Raw genomic sequence first — 17,360 nt, 5'->3', positions numbered from 1 at the left:
ACACAAAATGAAACATTCAGTATTAATTGCCACAACGCTATTAACATTTGGTTTTACACAAGCTCAAGATCTATTCACTAGCGAAATTCCTTCTGTTATTTTAAACAATTTTAATCTTAAATATCCTAAAGCTAGGGATGTAGAATGGGAAAGAAAAGGAACCAATTACGAAGTAGAATTTGAAACTAATTGGAATAAAGACCATGAAATATGGTATAGTGCCACTGGGGAAATTGTAAAACACAAAGAAGATATTTCTAAAAAAGAATTGCCTGAAAAAATTCAGAACAAAATCAATATTGATTTTAAAGGTTATTACATAAACGATGTAGAGCGTGTTGTTGCCTACAATAAAACGCATTACAAAATGGATGTAAACGCTCTTTTAAAAGATAACTGGGAAATTGTCATCGATCAAAACGGAGAAATTTTAAGTAAAAATAGAAATTAAAAACAATGAAATATTTTAATTTTAAAACAACCACCGTTCTTTTTCTGTTTTGTTTAAACCTAACTTGTTTTTCTCAAATTACACCTCCAGGTTTGGGTAAAGATGTAAATACCGTTAGTTGGTTTGCATTGGGACTTAAACAAAACCTAAACAAGAGTAAAACAGCATCTTCAACCACTTACATTGGTCACAGTTCCTCTAGTACTATTGATGACACGAACCCTTTTAACAAAAGTGCTCTTTATGTTGTAAATCAGGAAATTAGTCATCATTTTAAAGAACATTGGAAATATTCTGGAGCTTTGAGTTATAGATGGCAAAATTTTTACCATTTAACTGCTCCTTATGATAGAGATAAATCTTTGTCTAGGCAAGAAATAAGGACTTACGCACGTTTTTCTTATTTAACAAAAATCCGTCAATTAGATTTTTCTTTGACCTATAGACCTGAATTTCGTTGGTTTTATAATAGTGATTTTACTCCCTATCATGAATCATTTCAATTTAGATCTAGGATTGCAGGAAAGCTTAGTAAATCTTTAAGCGCTAGACAAAAGATAATTTTTACTACAGAATTGTTATTTGCGACAAGTAAAACTGAAAAATGGAGTTCGTTAGAATATCACGAAAGTAGATTTTCTTTATATTATTCGATGTTATTCCCCAAACAAAAAACCACCTTTAATATAGGTTATATGAATAATTTATTAGGAACACAATTTTCTAAAGACACTCATTATTTAGCTATTGATATTACGCTTAACAATCTATTTCATATCTAAAAAATTAAGAGCTGTTTGTCTGGTTAGATCAAACAGCTCTTTTTTTGTATTTTTAAGTAAAATGATTTTTTATGAAATCTCACTGTTTAAAAATTTCTGTTTTTCTAATTCTCATTGTAACTGCATTCCACTGTAGTTCTCTTAAAAACAAACCTCAGCAGACTCAAAAAGACATTAGTGTTACGGATACCATTGCCATTGTTAACAAAGATGCTGATTACAAAATTATTATTATAGATCCCGGTTTTAATACTTGGTTATTGAGCAATGCCAAACAAAGAGGTTATTATTCTCAAGGTTATTTAGAAATTAAAAACAATCTTTTTGTGACCAATTGGAATATAAAAGCCTCCAATCCATCAGCTTCCTACAGAGATTTGTATACTATGCAAATTAATTACGACTCTACTATAAATTATGGATACGAAGTAAATTATCTGTTGTATAATTACTTTGTTTATTTCCAACAAAAGTATCGTCAAAACTTATCTAATGGTTAGCAAACTTATTGCCTCTTACAAACAACCGAGTCGTACTCAAAAAAGAATCATAGAATTTTCGTTCTTATTTGTTTTCTATCCTATTTTTTTAGGACTCAACTCCATTCCATTAAAAATTAGGTTAAGCTTTGCTCCTTTTATTTTGTGTTACCTCATTTTTTTAAGTTACAAACACAGAAAAAGTTTGTTTAAAAAAAGAAAACAAATCAAACCTAAAAGCTTTTGGTTAAACGCTACTCTTCGTTTGTTAGTGGTTGCCTTTGTTACCGTTTTATATGTTTTGTATATGGATGCAGATTTACTTTTTAAACCCGTGCTAACACAAACTACTTTGTGGGTTAGAATGATTTTTATTTACACCTTTTTTTCAGTGCTCCCGCAAGAGTTTATTTACAGAGTTTTTTACTTTAAACGCTATCGATTTTTATTTAAAAACAAACACACTTTTTTTATCACCAACGCACTGGTATTTTCTATTGCACACTTAATGTTTAACAGTCCTTTGGTATTATTGATCACGCTTATTGGTGGTTATATTTTTGCCTACACCTACCACAAAACAAAATCTATGTTCTGGGTAAGTGTAGAACATCTTATTTATGGATCTTGGTTATTTACCGTGGGTATGGGTAAAATGATTGGGTTTCCTATTTGATATTTTTAAAAAATCAACAAAAAGCAGAAAAACGTTATTTGATGATTTTTGACTAAAACACTAGCTTGGTTTTATTTACTTTTGTTACACACAAGAAAAAACAATTTTCATGAACAAGTACGATGTAACCGTAATCGGTTCTGGACCCGGAGGATATGTAGCAGCTATACGTTGCGCACAATTAGGATTAAAAACTGCTATTATAGAAAAGTACAGCACTTTAGGAGGTACTTGTTTAAACGTAGGATGTATTCCTTCTAAAGCTTTATTAGATTCGTCTCACCACTATCACGATGCCTTAACTCATTTTGAAAAACACGGAATTGGTGTAGACAATGTCTCTTTAAATTTTGAGCAAATGATTACTCGTAAAGCAGAAGTAGTTTCTCAAACCTGTTCTGGAATTGATTTTTTAATGGACAAAAATAAAATTGATGTTTACGAAGGTCGTGGAGAATTTTTTGACACAACTCACATTAATATTCATAAAAATGATGGTTCTGTAGAAAAAATTGAATCTGCAAAAACCATTATCGCTACAGGATCTAAACCTGGTTCTTTACCTTTTATCAATATTGATAAGGAAAGAGTGATTACCTCTACCGAAGCTTTAAAATTAAAAGAAGTACCTAAACACTTAATCGTGATTGGTGGTGGAGTTATTGGATTGGAATTAGGACAAGTTTACAAACGATTAGGTGCAGAAGTTTCTGTAATAGAATACATGCCTAAAATTGTTCCAGGAATGGATGCAATGTTGTCTAAAGAATTGCAAAAATCATTAAAAAAACAAGGACTTAAATTTTTTGTAAGCCATAAAGTAACTTCTGTAACCAATACCGGTGATGGAGTTAAAGTTACTGCTGACAACAAAAAAGGAGAAGAAGTTGTTTTTGAAGGAGATTACTCTTTAATTTCTGTAGGTCGTATTCCTTTTACAACAGGATTAGGATTGAATAATATCGGAATTAAAACAACTCAAAGAGGACAAATAGAAACCAACGATCATTTACAAACCAACATAGAAAACATTTATGCTATTGGTGATGTAGTTAAAGGTGCCATGTTGGCTCACAAAGCAGAAGAAGAAGGAACTATGGTTGCTGAATTGATTGCAGGTGAAAAACCACATATTAATTACAACTTAATTCCAGGTGTTGTTTATACTTGGCCAGAAGTTGCTGCAGTTGGTAAAACAGAAGAACAATTAAAAGAAGAAGGAATTGCATACAAAGCGGGTTCTTTTAACATGAGAGCTTTGGGTAGAGCAAGAGCAAGTATGGATACTGATGGAGTTATTAAGGTATTAGCAGATGCTACTACTGATGAAATTTTAGGAGTACACATGATTGGTGCTCGTGCTGCAGATATGATTGCAGAGGCTGTAGTTGCGATGGAATTTAGAGCATCTGCAGAAGATGTTGCTAGAATGTCTCACGCACACCCAACGTATACAGAAGCTATTAGAGAAGCTTGTTTAGCTGCTACTGGAGACAGAGCAATACACGCATAATAGCTACCACCACTTATTTATAAAAAAATCCCTCTTGAAAAATATCAAGAGGGATTTTTTATGGGTTAATTTTTTACTTCTTTGTAATCTAAACTTATTTTATGGATATCATAAACATTCGTTTTTATACATTCAAATTTTTGTGGATTGAATATAGCTAAATTGTATCCAGAAGAATCTAACGAACTTTGATATTCTACTCCATCAAACCCTAAGGACTTTATATATTCTGATATATACTGAGTTGGAATATAATCTAATTCTTTATCTTGTTTTCTTATAGGTAGCGATATTTCTTTTTGTAAAGTTTTAATAAAAACCCCATATATAATAAATGACTCTAAAGAATCGTTTTCAGACCAGGGAATTATATCATATTCTGGTGTTCTTAAATCTAAAATATTTACATCTTCTTTTAACCTAAACTCTCCTACGGTTACATAATCATACAAACTAGCCCTTGTTTCATACAGAGTAGTTTCAATATTACTCCCTAAATATAAGTAAGAAATACCTTTGGGGTTTGCTCTACCACTTGAAGCAAATTTACTAGGTGGATTCCACATTTCTCCACACTTATATCCAACTTTGCTTGAAATTCTACATCTATAAAAACTTTCTCCTTTTTCAATTGTTTTTTTAAATGTTTCTCCTTTAAAAATTATTCTTAATTCTTCTAGATTAATTAAGTTCTCTTCATTTATATGAAACCTATTTTTAAATTTTATTTCTTCTTTAAATCTATCCCAAATTGTATGAATTTCACTAGACTTTACATCTAAAACCTTTTTTGAACGAAAAGAAACGTTATTACTCATTAAATCAGAAAACTCTTCACTCTCATCAATTACAATTGATTTAAATAATTTCTCACTGTTAGTTGTACAATTATCTTCTAAAACAGTAAAATCTTCATTTATTGAATCCCATAAAGAAACTTTAGACTCTTTATCAACCTCATACAAATTAATAATATTCCTAAAAAAATACAATAGCCTTTTAGTTGAAAATATGTTTACATCTACAGAACCACAAAACTCACAATTACCAAATTCTTTATTAGATTTAATAATGTTAGTTAAATAAGAACTTGTAAAACAGTTTACACAACAATTCATTTTTTAAATATTCTTAATAATTAATTCAATATGATTAATTGTCGATATTTTTTTAATGCTTCCTAAACCAGGGAAATGTCCATCCTTATATAAGTCCTTAAATATTTTAATACCTTGAGTTTCTGTAATGTTAGTTTGCTCACACCATGTTACTAACTTTTCTAATGCTTCGGCAAACTTTCCTCCAATATCTGAAGAGTCTTGATTTGACTCTGAAGTAAAATGACGAATTTTAATTTTATCATTTTCTCTATATGTTAAATGAATAACAACCGCTCTAGGTAAAAAACCAGATTCAGAATAAACATCTCCTATTGTTAAAAAATCACTAAATCCAATAAACCCATCTGTTTTATAATATTTAAACTCTTCAGAAAAATCATCATCTATAGTATTTAAATAATCTGAATTTCTATCTAACTTTTCAAAATAGTCATCTAAGCTAACTCTAGTCACATTGTTAAATTCTCTGTAATATCTCCTACTTGTTTTTTCAAAATAGATAACATTGTATTTTATATTGACTTGCTTGTTTAAATATTCTAAAGAACTTTCTTGTATTTGTGAAGTATGTATAAAAGTAATTCCTTTATAATCAAGATTTAAATTATTAAGAAAATCTAACATGACCAATAAGTTATGTTCAGTATGTTTATCTACTATAACTGCTAACTGAAAGTTAGAGTAACCATCCAACTGCTCTTTTAATATATTAAGTATTCTTTCTGGAGTATCAGGAGAGTTTTGTAAACTACCAACTCTAGGATTTATAATATAGTTAAAATTAACCTGTGACTTGATTAATTTTTTTAGTGTAGATTTAAGTGTACTCGAATCTTTTACAGGTTCAATTATTGGTGATATCTTATTGCTATTAATTGACATTAGCGGTGCTAATTCTCTTAATGCTATCAACTCAAACTGTTTACCTCTTAAATACGGGAAATACATTTTACACTTGTTTTATTTAGAAAGGAGTTTAATTCCTCATATTCTAATTTAGAAAAATTTAAAGAATAACAAATATGCTTTAAAAAAGCAGGTACTTTTTTTTCTTTTAATAACTCTGGACACTTTATATTTCTTTCTTTTAATACCTTGATTGCTGATCTTTGAAAATCAATGATATCAATTTTTCTTGAAAGTCTATAGCACTCCTTAAAAAAAAGAGTATTTGGCACACTAGGTATTTTTATGAAGTTATCCTTCAAGACATTAATATACTCGTTTTTTCTTAAAGATTTAAATATTACCGAATAATCTAACTCTTTTGAATAGTTTTGAGCAGATTTAATTTCCTTTAAACTATTTCTTTTAGTTAATTCTATTATTCCAATAGTAGAATCTTTATAAGCTTCAACTATTTTTTGAATATGCTTAGAACTTGTTACTATATAAACCTCTGTAGCAAAAGAATAATAATCATTAATCTGTTTCTCCAATTTATTAAGACTATCCAGTTCTGTTTTAATCTCAAAAACCCTTGCATTTCCATTTAATAACACAAAATCCGCAATCGAATTTCCTATTTTAAATTCATCTAAAACAATAGTGTTTTCTAAACTATATTTCTGAATTAACTTTTTATTAATTAAGACATTTTTATATATATATTCATTTCTATACGATGTTAATAATTGATTATAGACCCCTTCAAACAACTCAAGGTTAGTAACATGTTTAGTAAATCTTACGTGTTTTTCAATTCTAGAAAAAGTATTCTCATAATCTTTCATTCTAACAATTTTTTTAAAATTGGCAGTTGAAAACAATTGAGACAAACTCCTTAAAGACTCTATATTTTTATCAATAATCATTATTCAACAAAATTACAAAAATTTAAAAGTTCAAGAATCATTAATGGTTTTTACTTTTCGTAATACATAACCAAACTAGCTTTTGCTATGGTATTGGCATTTATATTATAACCAACTATGGCTGGATTGGTCGTAGATTTAAGTCCTAATTTTTCAGTTTTTAAAGCATAAACAGTTAGTACATATTGATGCAATCCGTGCCCTTTTGGCGGACAAGGACCTCCATAACCAGAAACTCCATAATTGGTAATACTTTGCACGGAATTTTCAGGAGCTAATTTTAAAGAAACATTTCCAGCATTGCTAACCAATTCATTTATATCTGTAGGAATATCAAATACTAACCAGTGCCACCAACCACTTCCGGTAGGAGCATCTTTATCATAAATGGTTACTGCAAAACTCTTAGTTCCCTCGGGAGCATTTTCCCAAGACAATTGTGGTGATTCATTTTTACCTGTGCATCCAAAACCATTAAACTCTTGTGTAACCGTAGCCTGACCACCAATTGTTTTACTACTTAATGTAAATGTTTTTTGAGCGAATAAGGTATTTGCTATCATTAACAATAGTAAACTTAATTGATACTTTTTATTTTTCATGTGATTCATTTTTAGTTTTGTTAAAGTTAACAATTCAACATTAAAAAACAGAAAATGTAGTTTTATAATCACAAGTAGATCCTGCCAAAACGTTTTTTTAATTTTACCTTTATACTAGTTTCATTTATACAAAAGATCATCATTATGTCTAAAAAAATAACTTGGGGAGTTTTAAGCACCGCTAATATTGCTGTTAAAAAAGTAATACCCGCCATGCAATTAGGAACGTATTCCGAAATCAAAGCAATTGCTTCTAGAAATCTTGAAAATGCAATAGAAATAGCCAAAGACTTAAACATTGGTACAGCTTACGGAAGCTATGATGAATTGTTAAACGATCCTACTATTGAAGCAGTATACATTCCGCTACCCAATCACTTGCATGTAGAATGGATTTTAAAAGCTTTAAAAGCAGGCAAACATGTTTTGTGTGAAAAACCCATCGGCTTAAATGCAAAACAAGCCAAACAATTGTTAGAGCAAACGCAACAATATCCTAAACTTAAAGTGATGGAAGGATTTATGTATCGCTTTCATCCGCGTTGGAATGTTGTTAAAGAACACATTAAAAAAGGGACTATTGGTGATTTAAAAAATATTCACAGCACATTTACTTATTACAATGTAGACCCTACAAACATTAGAAATAAACCAGAAGTGGGTGGTGGTAGCTTGTTAGATGTTGGATGTTATTGTGTTTCACTCTCTAGATTTTTGTTTGAAGAAGAACCTATAAAAGTACTCGCAAATATAAATTACGATCCTGTACTTAAAACAGATTATTTAGTTTCTGCTATTTTACAATTCCCTAAAGGAACAGCTACATTTACGTGCTCCACACAACTTTTAAAAAGAGAATATGCAGAGATTATTGGAACAGAAGGAGCGATTGAGATTCCACATTCTTTTATTCCATCCAAAGATGATGAAAGTAAAATTGTAATTGCAAACACCTCAGAACACAAAGAAATTGTTTTTAAAAAATGCAATCAATATACCTTGCAAGGAGATGCTTTTTCTTTGGCCATTCTTAACAATACTGAAGTTCCTACATCTTTACAAGATGCTTTGGATAATATGATTGTGATAGACCAATTATTTAAAAGTGGAAAAGAGCAAAAATGGATAGAAATTAATCACTAATGAAAAAACCAATCCCCACACCCAAAGCTTGTTATTTAATAAAAGACAAAGCTTATGCTTATTGTACCTGTAACCAGAGTGAAATCAAACCTTATTGTGATGGAACTCATAAAGGAACTACCTATAAGCCCTTATTATTTAAAGTAACCCAAAACGAAAAAACATTTTTATGTACTTGTGGCAGTACAAAAACAGCTCCTTATTGTGACGGGTCTCACTAATTTAGATTCTATCTTAAAGCATTTTTATATAGTTTTAACCAACAACTAAAACAAATAAATTTATGCCTGTAATAGAACTAAAAAAAGGAAAAACGTATAAATACTGTACCTGTGGTCATTCACAAGTAATGCCTTTTTGCGATAGTGCACATGCAACTAAAGGTGGAGGAAAACCAATTCTTTTTACTGCAGAAAAAGATGGGGATGTTGCTTTGTGTGGTTGCGGAAAAAGCCAAAACAAACCTTATTGTGACGGTTCACATGCCAACTAATAAAAAATCCCAACTTAAAAATAAGTTGGGAGTTTTAACTCTTTCTCTTATTCATTATAATATATACTACTCTATTAAATAGCTACTTTATATCTGCGTTTAAAAACCTCAGAAATAGAATTCTTATATACCTATGTGTTATTCTATTTTACGAATCGCATTATTTTTGTTTCCACCTGGTATCGGACTCATTCCTTCTGAAATGTATAAATTCTCCCCATCTGAAGTAATACCTGTTGGATTACCAAAACTACCTTGTTGACTAAAATTTCCTTCTACAAAAGGTCCATCCACATATCCAACAGTATTAAACAGAAGTGTAGTTGCTCCTGTTGCAATGTTAATTTTCTTGAGAGTTCCATAACTAGGACTTGCCGTATAAACATATACACCATCTGTAGCAACTGCCTCAACATTAAGCCCAGCTGTTCCAAGAGTTACTGCCGAATATGTTGTCATATCAATTTTATATACGGAATCCGAAGCAGAACTTGCAACGTATAAAAAATTACCATCAGTAGTAATTCCATTTAATCTTGTAGAAATACCAATAACAGTATGTTTTGTAAAAGTTCCTGTACTAGCATCCATTTCATAAATTGTACTGGTTTCCTCTTTAGTAACGTATAATTTTTTATTGTAAAAAGTTACTCCTTTTACAAATTCATCAAAAGTAGCTAAGGTAGTTACTGTACCATCTAAAATTTTTATTTTAGTCACTGATTTATTTGAAGCAATATAAATATAAGTTCCATCATTTGTAATACCTGTTGTTGATGGCAGTACCCCCCCTATTGTTACAAGTGTAGTTACCTCTTTAGTTTCTATATTTATTTTTCTTATGTTAAAGTTTAACTGCGTGGTAGATTTTGCTTGTTCTACTACATATAAATTATCTCCATCGGTTGTAATTCCTAACGGGTTTGTAAATGAAGCTTCTTCACCTATACCATCTGAGTACCCTACAACACCTTTTTTTCCTACAAAAGTAGATACGGTTTTACTTAAATTTAATTCTCCATCTAAAATAGAACCTCCTATTAACCCCGTTTTAATATCAATTTCATCTATTTTAACAACCTCTTTTAATGATGCATAAAAATTATTATTTGATGTTTTAAAAACATTCACTTCATTAATAGTATTATCTGTTTTTAAAGACAGTCTGTATGACAAATCACTTGAGGTATCTTTCCATACATACTCCTTACCATCAATATCAAAACTAGGTAGTTCTATTTCATCTCCATCGTTTTTATCAGGATCAGTATCTATAAACAACATTCCTGAACTAGAAAATGTAAGTGTTAATTTTTGATTTTCTACAAAAGGACCACCTATTAATGCGGTATCTGTATTAAAATTCACTATCTGAGTAGGGTAATTTGTTTTTAATAAAGCGATAAACTCTTCTTGAGCATCAGTAAGTGATTCGCTTTCCATTGCTGAATCTTCTTTACTACAAGAGGATAAGATTAAGAGTAAAAATAAACTTAGTAATTTGATTGATTTTAACATTTTATTGAGGTTTTAATTATAACAATAATTTCACTTACAAAACTATTGAGCTAAAAGTTGTTCTATATTTATATTAGCACTTAACTTATCTCATAAACAGCTCATGAGACATCTTGAAGCCTTTTATATACTGCATCGGTTTTATTTGTCTTGTTTTTAAATACGCTATAAAAAGTAGTTCTGCTTTTAAAACCAGACAATTTAGAAATGGCATCTATGGTTAATTCTTTGTGTTTTGCATTACTATGTTCTTTTTTCAAAAAAACACATAAAACCAAACACTATAATTCCATTTTATCAAATAGAACTTTGTTATTTTCAGATAAAAAAGCATGACAAGCGTTATACATTCCTTCTACATATTTTTTGCTATCAACATTTAACCAAATTGCATTTTTCACTGAAACATCCTTTAATTCATCTAAAAAACTATTTCTTTCTCCTATTTGTACATCTTGGTAAGCTTTGGCTTTAAAGGTTTGTTTCTTTAAAATTCCATTTATTTCTATAGATTCATCAAGAACACTTTGATATTGAGCCTCAAAATACAATCCTTTTTTTCCAGATCCTATGGTATAATTTGTGGCCAGCTGGTAAGTTTTAGCAGCTCCTTTAAAACCTACACTACCAAATATCCCTAATTTTGTTTTCTTTTTCTTATTTACAATCATTTCAGAATCTGCCAACCTAGGGTTTATTAAGATTTCAGATTTTGCAGAAACAATTCCCTTTTTACTTTTTGCTGAAGCAAACATTAAATAAAGATTTACATCTAATACCAAAGCATCCTCTAATTCATCAGATAATTTAGGATTTTTAAACCCTTCTCCCATAAAACTTTTTTTAACCTTACCACTTTTTTTAGCTTGGTAAAACTGTGTGTGTCCTGTAGGGCAACCTGTTAATATTCCTGGCGTACTAGAATTGATGATATAAGGACCTTTGGCAGATTCATACCCTTCAAAAAACTTTAGCCCTTTAACTTCTTCAGCGGTAATTATTTCTATGCCTTTGTCTTTAAAATCTTGTATAAAATCTTGATAAACTCTGTCTATTTCTCTTTGAAAATCTTCTTTTATAAGACCTGTAATTCCAACAGCTGCATTTGCTTCTGCATTTCCTGTTTTTAAAAAATTACCTTTTCTTTTAAAAGCATAATTTTCTCTAAATATTTCTACCCCAACATTAAAAGAGTTGATAAATAAACGTTTAGGAGCTTTTTTGAAATTACGTAGACCGAAGGTTCCAAATTTTTCTTTTTTAATTTTTACTTTCCCTATATCTTGAGCATTAATGCTTAGGGTTGCTAATAAAAGGATTGCTATTAATTTTTTCATAATTTACCGTTTTGTATATTATTCTTTAAATACTGTTATTTTATAATTCATTGTCATATACCAACCTGTAACAGGTTTCTTACCTATTTCTACACCAAATACTTGCTTAAACCAACCTTCTTTTTGGGGTCTAAGCATCCATTCAAATCCTCCTCTATAACCAATAGAGGAAATATCTTCTGTATAAGCATTGTCTGACACACGACCTCCTACTAGAAGTAAGTCTATATAATATCTTGTTCTACCACTGTTTGAATATTTTCTTCCATCAGTCTCAATCTCCACAAAAACTTGTTTAATTTTTTGAAAACCAATGTAAGTTCCAAACAAACTATAGTTTGATTCTATATCTCCATCTTCAATAAGAAAACCTGCTGATTTTTGATACAATCCACCTCTTGCCCCATATTCATTCCTATAGGTCCCTTTAACATTTAAAAGTGTGTTTTCTACCCTACCCCCACTTACTAAACGACTTTTTAAAAGTATATCAAGATCCTCTTTTATATAAGTTTTTTTTAAACTGTAAAAAACACCTAACTCAGTATTTACACCTCCACTACCGTTAAGATTTAATACATTAACATTAAACAAACCTTCTGCTTTAATTTGGTCTGTAAGTTTCCAAAATCCACTAGCTCCTAATGCTACAGAAAATTCTGTAATGTCAAAATTCATACTTAAAGGAACTAAATCAACATTTATATAGCGTTCAGATATAATATCTGGATCATCAGCCGTTACTTTATAATTAACCCTTTGTGAATATATATTTGTAGTAAGAAAAGTTATGATCAATAAAAATTGAATGTGTAGTTTTATCATTTATTTTTAAAAATTTACATTATTAAACTCTCCGTTTATTTCTATTGGAGTAGATTGAAAATTTTCTGCATAAGTACCCTTAAATTCAAAATTCCCTGAAATAACTCGTCCATTAGTTCTATCTACCTTTGAAATATAAATAGTTAAACTTGTTTGAGATTCAAAACCACTAAACCTTAATGTAGCATTAGATTTATAAATGTTCTTTTTAATTAACTCATCTGTATCTGTTAGCAGTAAATCATAGGTTCCAGTTCCTAAAACGAAGACTAATTTTATGGTTTCATAAGTCTCACTATCTGTTTTATACGAATCTATATCACTAGATACTTTAGCACATTCATCTCTAATTCTACCGTTTTTATCGCCGCACTCTGGTTCATTGTCATGCTCCATAATACATGACGATAATCCTAATATGAACACTAAACTTATTCTTAAAATGTATTTCATTTTTATTAAATTTTTAAAAGCCAACACCTATTCCTATTTGTGAACGCTGAATACTATTTCCTATTTCTACCAATCCGTTAACCAATTCAAAAGACAAAAACCATCTATTTTTTCTCAACTGTAAATTTTGATTTAAAAAAGTAGGAGTTTCTCCATCGGGAACAGTTTTATCAGGATCTAACATATATGAGAAAGCATAAGCCCCTTCATAATGTAATTCTAAACCAAAAAGTAGGTTTATGTCTAAAAATACCGCTGGACCACCAGATAAAAAAGGGTAACTATCACCTATGTTGTTTTCATCTTGAGACTCTAGTTCAATACCATGTGTATATCCTCCTAAATGGCCACCTACCGAAAACTGTACATGATCTTTGGATACGACAGCCCAACCAAAATTGTACCAGCCCATTAAACTGGTTAGCACGGGTAATCCGGATTTATTAAACAATTGATCTCTACTTTCTTTAAACAGTGGAGATATTAATTGTGGCACAAAATCGCTTAATTTAGTGCGATAACTTCTTTGAAAACCTCCTGCTTTAAAATTTGACTTATAAAATGATAAATCCGCAGAATACATGGCCACATACCTATCATAAGTTTTATCACTCCAAGTGTTTTCTGCTTTGGCATAAATTGCAGAAACCTGCCATACTGAATTGTCATCATAAAAAGAATTAGACAATTGTGCATTTGTTTTTAATGAAGAAATACATAAGAACAGTAGCAAGGTTAGTTTTGTACAAGAATTATTTATCATAGCTATAATTTTATACTCCTAGAATTTGACCTGAAATAATAATTTCTTGATCCTTAGAGTTTATATTTTTCATGATGAAATCATTTTATTCATCAAAGTAAAAACATAAAACAAAAATTGTAAATAGGGTGTTTACCGTAATTTAGTGCAAGTCCATTTCGTAGGTAAACCTAATAAGTCCAGCTACATTATGTACTTTTAACTTTTTCATTAAATTAGTTCTGTGGGTATCTACGGTTCTTGGGCTGATAAACAACACCTCGCCAACTTCTTTATTCGTCAACCCTTTGGACAGTTCTTTTAACACCTCTAATTCTCTTTTAGAAAGATCTTGTAGTATTAATTTATTCTGATTTGCTTTGTATAACACTTCTGATTCTGGAGTTTTTTGATTCGATAAATTTTGATCAAATATTCTTTCTCCACAACTCACTTCTGTAATTACATCTATTAGAACAGATGATGTAGACGTTTTTAACAAATACCCATGTACACCAAGTTCAAACAACATTTTTATAATTGATTTTTCTTGATACATAGACAGCATTATAATTTGGGCAGGTAATTTATTTTTTAAAATATATTTTGCACAATCTATTCCGTTCATTTTAGGCATTTCAATATCTAACAATAAAACATCTACATTGTTTTGTTCTATAAAGTCAATTGCTTCTTTACCATTAGCCACCACTCCCACTACTTGTAAATTTGTAGCGGTGTGTAGACTATTTTTAATTCCTTGTGCCATTAAAGGATGATCATCTGCTACTAACACTTTTATCATTGTAACGGGATTTTAATAGTTATAATAGTTCCTTTATTTTTAGCAGACTCCACTTCTACCGTTCCCTGTAACAAAGCTGCTCTTGTATTTATATTATCTAAACCTACACCATGTTTTAAGCTAAAAACATTAAAACCAACTCCATCATCTTCTACTTTTAACAATACATTTTTTTTATTTTTTATGAGTAAAAAAGACACTCTTTTGGCTTGACTATGTTTGATAATATTCTGAAGTAATTCTTGAGACATTCTATATAAATTATGTTCTATTTTGGCAGAAAACCTTCCTGTGATATTAAATTCCGTAAACTCAAACGTCATTCCTGTATACTCTAAACTAGACTCTAACAAATCTTCTAAAGCAGATTTTAATCCTAAATCTGTTAATGCTTTAGGCATCATTCTATGCGAAACATTCCTTAAATCTTGATTTACAATACTTAATTCAGATGCTATTTTATTGATTTTTTCTTCAGATATCTCGGCTTCATTATTTCTCATACATAAAATAACAGTTCCTATTTTTTGAACAATTCCATCGTGTAACTCTTTAGCAATACGAATTCTTTCTTCCTCTTGACTATTTAACATTTTTTGCAAATACGATTTCTCTCTCTTTTGATTTTGCTCTAACACCAATTTATGTTTGTAACCAATAGCTAATGAAAAACAGATGTTTTCTAAGATTAAACCTATATAAAAAACAGTAAATCGTATTTCGTTGGTTTCATCTCCTCCTAAAACATGATGTAACAAAACCCCTGTCATAGAACTGACAAACAAAATAAACGAACCCCAAATTATATAGTTCTTACCTATAAAAGAAAACTTAAACAAAGCCACATAACCTATAATTGTAGGAACAAATATGGCGGGTATAAAAAAGACGTGAAAAGTCTTAAAAATATAAATGTTGTTATCCGTTATTAAAGAGACTATTTGAGCCATAGTACCCACACTTACAATAAAAATTAACGGATAAAAAATGTATTGTGTCCACTTTTTTGATTTTTTTCTAACACCTACAAACTCAAATGCAAAAACAAAATACATGGCATTGTATAGAAATTTAGAATAGACATCAAACTTTGCTAACTCATTTTTAACAGGAGCTATTATTAATGCAGTGACATTGTTTTTTGCCAAACAGACATAACCAAAAATGGTTAAAAAAGTATATAACGAATAATATAGGTAAGCTTTGTCTTTGTTCTGAAAAAACAAGAACAAATGATAGATTGATAAAATAAATAAAATTCCTAGTACAAATTCTAATATTCCATTCTCGTTAGGGTGACTAAGAAGTTTTGTAAAATCCATAAAACACAGTTGTGTGTAAATGTATTTAACAATGGTCACTCCCCTTTTGTTTATAGGGTTATTTATATCTCATAAACGGATTATGAGACAGATTTAAACTGCTTTACATATTGCACAGGTGTTAAATTTGTTCTTTCTTTAAAAGCTCTATAAAAAGTTGCTCTACTTTTAAATCCCGAAAGTTCAGCAATTGCATCTATAGTTAAATCTTTTGATTTTTCGACCAAAAGAAATTTAGATTCTTCTACACGATAGTCATTAATCAAATCAGAAAAGCTTTTTCCTATCTCTTTATTAATTGTATTTGAGACAACTCTCTGTGGTTTTTTTAAGTCTTTTGCCAAGTCAAAAACAGTATATTCTTTTTGTAAATAAGATTTATGTGTTGTTAAAAATTCTTTAATTGTAGCTCCTAAATTTTCTACGGAAGTTTCTGTAGTTTTTATTTTGGCTACTTTACTCATCAATTTAATATCTTTTAAAAAAGTGGTATACGTGTTTTCTTCAAAAATCACTTGATTTTGAAAAGCATAATACACTAAAAAGCTATTGATAAAAAATAAAACAAATGGTAATACCACAAACTCTACAATATGCATTGGAATAGTTGCATATAGAACTAATGTCGCTAAATTTAACAGCCAAATAACAACAATTAGTTTTTGGGTAAATTCTATTTTCACATTGCTTTTATAAGAAAAAACGTTTTTTAATTCTCTCCTAAACCTATAGACTTTTACAGCTGCAACGGTAAAATATATTTGTTGCATAAGTATAAACATCAAATTAGAAACTATAACTCCTATCGGAAAGTTTTCGTTTTTTAATCCTTCTATATAGATGTCTTTTTCTGTATTGCTTAACATAAAAAAATCAACAGAAAGATATATATTATAAAGTACTATACAGGCCGTAATTCCAAATAGAAAAAACCACTTTTTTAACGTTTTGGCACACATTAAGTGTATGTAATAAAAAACCAACGGTGCAAAAAACAAAGCAGTAGTAAGAGTTGTAAAAAATAAAACACCAAAGCAATTAGTTGGCAATACTCCAATTATATTTAAGGCATTAGACAAAAAATTTAAGCCAGGTATTAAAATAATTGCGGCCAAAATCTTGTTTAAATAATTAGAATTTTTAAAAAATAAAATTCCAAAAAAGAACAAGACCTGTAGAAAAACTATAATATTTAAATAAAGCATTGCTCTAGTAAGTTTGTTAGCAAATACTAAAATATTATTTTTTAGTAAATAAAAAAGCCACCTTTCGACAGGTGGCTTT

General features: G+C 29.7%; 21 protein-coding genes. 8 read left to right on the top strand and 13 right to left on the bottom strand.

The features are described from left to right. Nucleotides 1-7 precede the first annotated feature (7 nt). The 5 genes from FHR24_RS03160 (at nt 8) to lpdA (ending at nt 3,901) form a co-directional block, all read left to right on the top strand. On the top strand, nt 8-451 hold the full coding sequence (locus FHR24_RS03160; protein ID WP_167183753.1) for a PepSY-like domain-containing protein: 444 nt from the start codon (nt 8-10) through the stop codon (nt 449-451). A 5-nt stretch (nt 452-456) separates the two neighbouring features. Beyond that, nucleotides 457-1,233: a DUF2490 domain-containing protein gene (locus FHR24_RS03155; protein WP_167183750.1), complete on the top strand. Its 777-nt coding sequence runs from the start codon at nt 457-459 to the stop codon at nt 1,231-1,233. A gap of 71 nt (nt 1,234-1,304) precedes the next feature. Continuing rightward, nucleotides 1,305-1,733, top strand: a complete 429-nt coding sequence (locus tag FHR24_RS03150; protein ID WP_167183747.1) for a DUF6146 family protein — start codon at nt 1,305-1,307, stop codon at nt 1,731-1,733. Nucleotides 1,734-1,917: 184 nt separating this feature from the next. Then, on the top strand, nt 1,918-2,388 hold the full coding sequence (locus FHR24_RS03145) for a CPBP family intramembrane glutamic endopeptidase (protein WP_167183744.1): 471 nt from the start codon (nt 1,918-1,920) through the stop codon (nt 2,386-2,388). Nucleotides 2,389-2,497: 109 nt separating this feature from the next. Further along, nucleotides 2,498-3,901, top strand: a complete 1,404-nt coding sequence (gene lpdA, locus FHR24_RS03140; RefSeq protein ID WP_167183741.1) for a dihydrolipoyl dehydrogenase — start codon at nt 2,498-2,500, stop codon at nt 3,899-3,901. Nucleotides 3,902-3,966: 65 nt separating this feature from the next. Here lpdA and FHR24_RS03135 read toward each other — a convergent pair whose 3' ends face one another. From FHR24_RS03135 to FHR24_RS03120, 4 genes are all read right to left on the bottom strand, one after another. Further along, nucleotides 3,967-5,019, bottom strand: a complete 1,053-nt coding sequence (locus FHR24_RS03135; RefSeq protein WP_167183738.1) for an RES domain-containing protein — start codon at nt 5,017-5,019, stop codon at nt 3,967-3,969. A gap of 3 nt (nt 5,020-5,022) precedes the next feature. After that, complete coding sequence (locus FHR24_RS03130; protein ID WP_167183735.1) at nt 5,023-5,970, bottom strand: sce7725 family protein; 948 nt, start codon at nt 5,968-5,970, stop codon at nt 5,023-5,025. Beyond that, nucleotides 5,952-6,755: a sce7726 family protein gene (locus FHR24_RS03125; RefSeq protein ID WP_208412275.1), complete on the bottom strand. Its 804-nt coding sequence runs from the start codon at nt 6,753-6,755 to the stop codon at nt 5,952-5,954. Before FHR24_RS03125 ends, FHR24_RS03130 begins: the two co-directional genes overlap by 19 nt. 131 nt (nt 6,756-6,886) lie before the next feature. Further along, entirely contained in the window at nt 6,887-7,438 is a 552-nt protein-coding gene (locus tag FHR24_RS03120; protein WP_167183729.1) for a YbhB/YbcL family Raf kinase inhibitor-like protein, read from the bottom strand. 144 nt (nt 7,439-7,582) lie between these two features. On the opposite strand from FHR24_RS03120, the gene FHR24_RS03115 reads away from it, so the two are divergent. The 3 genes from FHR24_RS03115 (at nt 7,583) to FHR24_RS03105 (ending at nt 9,074) form a co-directional block, all read left to right on the top strand. After that, entirely contained in the window at nt 7,583-8,581 is a 999-nt protein-coding gene (locus tag FHR24_RS03115) for a Gfo/Idh/MocA family protein (protein ID WP_167183726.1), read from the top strand. Further along, a complete protein-coding gene (locus FHR24_RS03110) occupies nt 8,581-8,802 on the top strand; it encodes a CDGSH iron-sulfur domain-containing protein (RefSeq protein WP_167183723.1) in 222 nt (73 codons plus the stop codon). Before FHR24_RS03115 ends, FHR24_RS03110 begins: the two co-directional genes overlap by 1 nt. Nucleotides 8,803-8,864: 62 nt before the next feature. Further along, nucleotides 8,865-9,074 (top strand): CDGSH iron-sulfur domain-containing protein, encoded by a 210-nt coding sequence (locus FHR24_RS03105; RefSeq protein ID WP_167183720.1) that lies wholly within the window; start codon nt 8,865-8,867, stop codon nt 9,072-9,074. Between the two features lie 138 nt (nt 9,075-9,212). Here FHR24_RS03105 and FHR24_RS03100 read toward each other — a convergent pair whose 3' ends face one another. The 9 genes from FHR24_RS03100 to FHR24_RS03060 all read right to left on the bottom strand — a co-directional run bounded on the left by FHR24_RS03100 (nt 9,213) and on the right by FHR24_RS03060 (nt 17,191). Next, nucleotides 9,213-10,592, bottom strand: coding sequence for an NHL repeat-containing protein (locus FHR24_RS03100; protein WP_167183718.1), 1,380 nt, complete (start codon nt 10,590-10,592; stop codon nt 9,213-9,215). A gap of 101 nt (nt 10,593-10,693) precedes the next feature. Beyond that, entirely contained in the window at nt 10,694-10,852 is a 159-nt protein-coding gene (locus FHR24_RS03095; protein ID WP_167183715.1) for an AraC family transcriptional regulator, read from the bottom strand. A gap of 21 nt (nt 10,853-10,873) precedes the next feature. Continuing rightward, a complete protein-coding gene (locus FHR24_RS03090; protein WP_167183712.1) occupies nt 10,874-11,929 on the bottom strand; it encodes a hypothetical protein in 1,056 nt (351 codons plus the stop codon). Between the two features lie 18 nt (nt 11,930-11,947). After that, complete coding sequence (locus tag FHR24_RS03085) at nt 11,948-12,754, bottom strand: hypothetical protein (protein WP_167183709.1); 807 nt, start codon at nt 12,752-12,754, stop codon at nt 11,948-11,950. 6 nt (nt 12,755-12,760) lie between these two features. After that, nucleotides 12,761-13,207 (bottom strand): hypothetical protein, encoded by a 447-nt coding sequence (locus FHR24_RS03080; RefSeq protein ID WP_167183706.1) that lies wholly within the window; start codon nt 13,205-13,207, stop codon nt 12,761-12,763. Nucleotides 13,208-13,220: 13 nt separating this feature from the next. Beyond that, on the bottom strand, nt 13,221-13,970 hold the full coding sequence (locus FHR24_RS03075) for a hypothetical protein (RefSeq protein WP_167183703.1): 750 nt from the start codon (nt 13,968-13,970) through the stop codon (nt 13,221-13,223). A 142-nt stretch (nt 13,971-14,112) separates the two neighbouring features. Next, a complete protein-coding gene (locus tag FHR24_RS03070; protein ID WP_167183700.1) occupies nt 14,113-14,754 on the bottom strand; it encodes a response regulator in 642 nt (213 codons plus the stop codon). Further along, nucleotides 14,751-16,076, bottom strand: coding sequence for a sensor histidine kinase (locus FHR24_RS03065; protein ID WP_167183697.1), 1,326 nt, complete (start codon nt 16,074-16,076; stop codon nt 14,751-14,753). The genes FHR24_RS03070 and FHR24_RS03065 overlap by 4 nt, the downstream gene beginning before the upstream one ends. An 80-nt stretch (nt 16,077-16,156) precedes the next feature. Then, nucleotides 16,157-17,191: a helix-turn-helix domain-containing protein gene (locus tag FHR24_RS03060; protein ID WP_167183694.1), complete on the bottom strand. Its 1,035-nt coding sequence runs from the start codon at nt 17,189-17,191 to the stop codon at nt 16,157-16,159. Nucleotides 17,192-17,360 lie beyond the last annotated feature (169 nt).

It is taken from the genome of Wenyingzhuangia heitensis (assembly GCF_011762155.1).
Lineage (GTDB): Bacteria > Bacteroidota > Bacteroidia > Flavobacteriales > Flavobacteriaceae > Wenyingzhuangia > Wenyingzhuangia heitensis.
This window is presented reverse-complemented; position numbering and strand designations above follow the sequence as displayed.

Excerpts from the sequence above, each read along its gene's own strand:
- FHR24_RS03160 (WP_167183753.1), top strand. The coding sequence starts at position 8 with ATGAAACATTCAGTATTAATTGCCACAACGCTATTAACATTTGGTTTT.
- FHR24_RS03155 (WP_167183750.1), top strand. The coding sequence starts at position 457 with ATGAAATATTTTAATTTTAAAACAACCACCGTTCTTTTTCTGTTTTGT.
- FHR24_RS03150 (WP_167183747.1), top strand. The coding sequence starts at position 1,305 with ATGAAATCTCACTGTTTAAAAATTTCTGTTTTTCTAATTCTCATTGTA.
- lpdA (WP_167183741.1), top strand. The coding sequence starts at position 2,498 with ATGAACAAGTACGATGTAACCGTAATCGGTTCTGGACCCGGAGGATAT.
- FHR24_RS03135 (WP_167183738.1), bottom strand. The coding sequence starts at position 5,019 with ATGAATTGTTGTGTAAACTGTTTTACAAGTTCTTATTTAACTAACATT.
- FHR24_RS03130 (WP_167183735.1), bottom strand. The coding sequence starts at position 5,970 with ATGTATTTCCCGTATTTAAGAGGTAAACAGTTTGAGTTGATAGCATTA.
- FHR24_RS03125 (WP_208412275.1), bottom strand. The coding sequence starts at position 6,755 with ATGAAAGATTATGAGAATACTTTTTCTAGAATTGAAAAACACGTAAGA.
- FHR24_RS03120 (WP_167183729.1), bottom strand. The coding sequence starts at position 7,438 with ATGAAAAATAAAAAGTATCAATTAAGTTTACTATTGTTAATGATAGCA.
- FHR24_RS03115 (WP_167183726.1), top strand. The coding sequence starts at position 7,583 with ATGTCTAAAAAAATAACTTGGGGAGTTTTAAGCACCGCTAATATTGCT.
- FHR24_RS03110 (WP_167183723.1), top strand. The coding sequence starts at position 8,581 with ATGAAAAAACCAATCCCCACACCCAAAGCTTGTTATTTAATAAAAGAC.
- FHR24_RS03105 (WP_167183720.1), top strand. The coding sequence starts at position 8,865 with ATGCCTGTAATAGAACTAAAAAAAGGAAAAACGTATAAATACTGTACC.
- FHR24_RS03100 (WP_167183718.1), bottom strand. The coding sequence starts at position 10,592 with ATGTTAAAATCAATCAAATTACTAAGTTTATTTTTACTCTTAATCTTA.
- FHR24_RS03090 (WP_167183712.1), bottom strand. The coding sequence starts at position 11,929 with ATGAAAAAATTAATAGCAATCCTTTTATTAGCAACCCTAAGCATTAAT.
- FHR24_RS03085 (WP_167183709.1), bottom strand. The coding sequence starts at position 12,754 with ATGATAAAACTACACATTCAATTTTTATTGATCATAACTTTTCTTACT.
- FHR24_RS03080 (WP_167183706.1), bottom strand. The coding sequence starts at position 13,207 with ATGAAATACATTTTAAGAATAAGTTTAGTGTTCATATTAGGATTATCG.
- FHR24_RS03075 (WP_167183703.1), bottom strand. The coding sequence starts at position 13,970 with ATGATAAATAATTCTTGTACAAAACTAACCTTGCTACTGTTCTTATGT.
- FHR24_RS03070 (WP_167183700.1), bottom strand. The coding sequence starts at position 14,754 with ATGATAAAAGTGTTAGTAGCAGATGATCATCCTTTAATGGCACAAGGA.
- FHR24_RS03065 (WP_167183697.1), bottom strand. The coding sequence starts at position 16,076 with ATGGATTTTACAAAACTTCTTAGTCACCCTAACGAGAATGGAATATTA.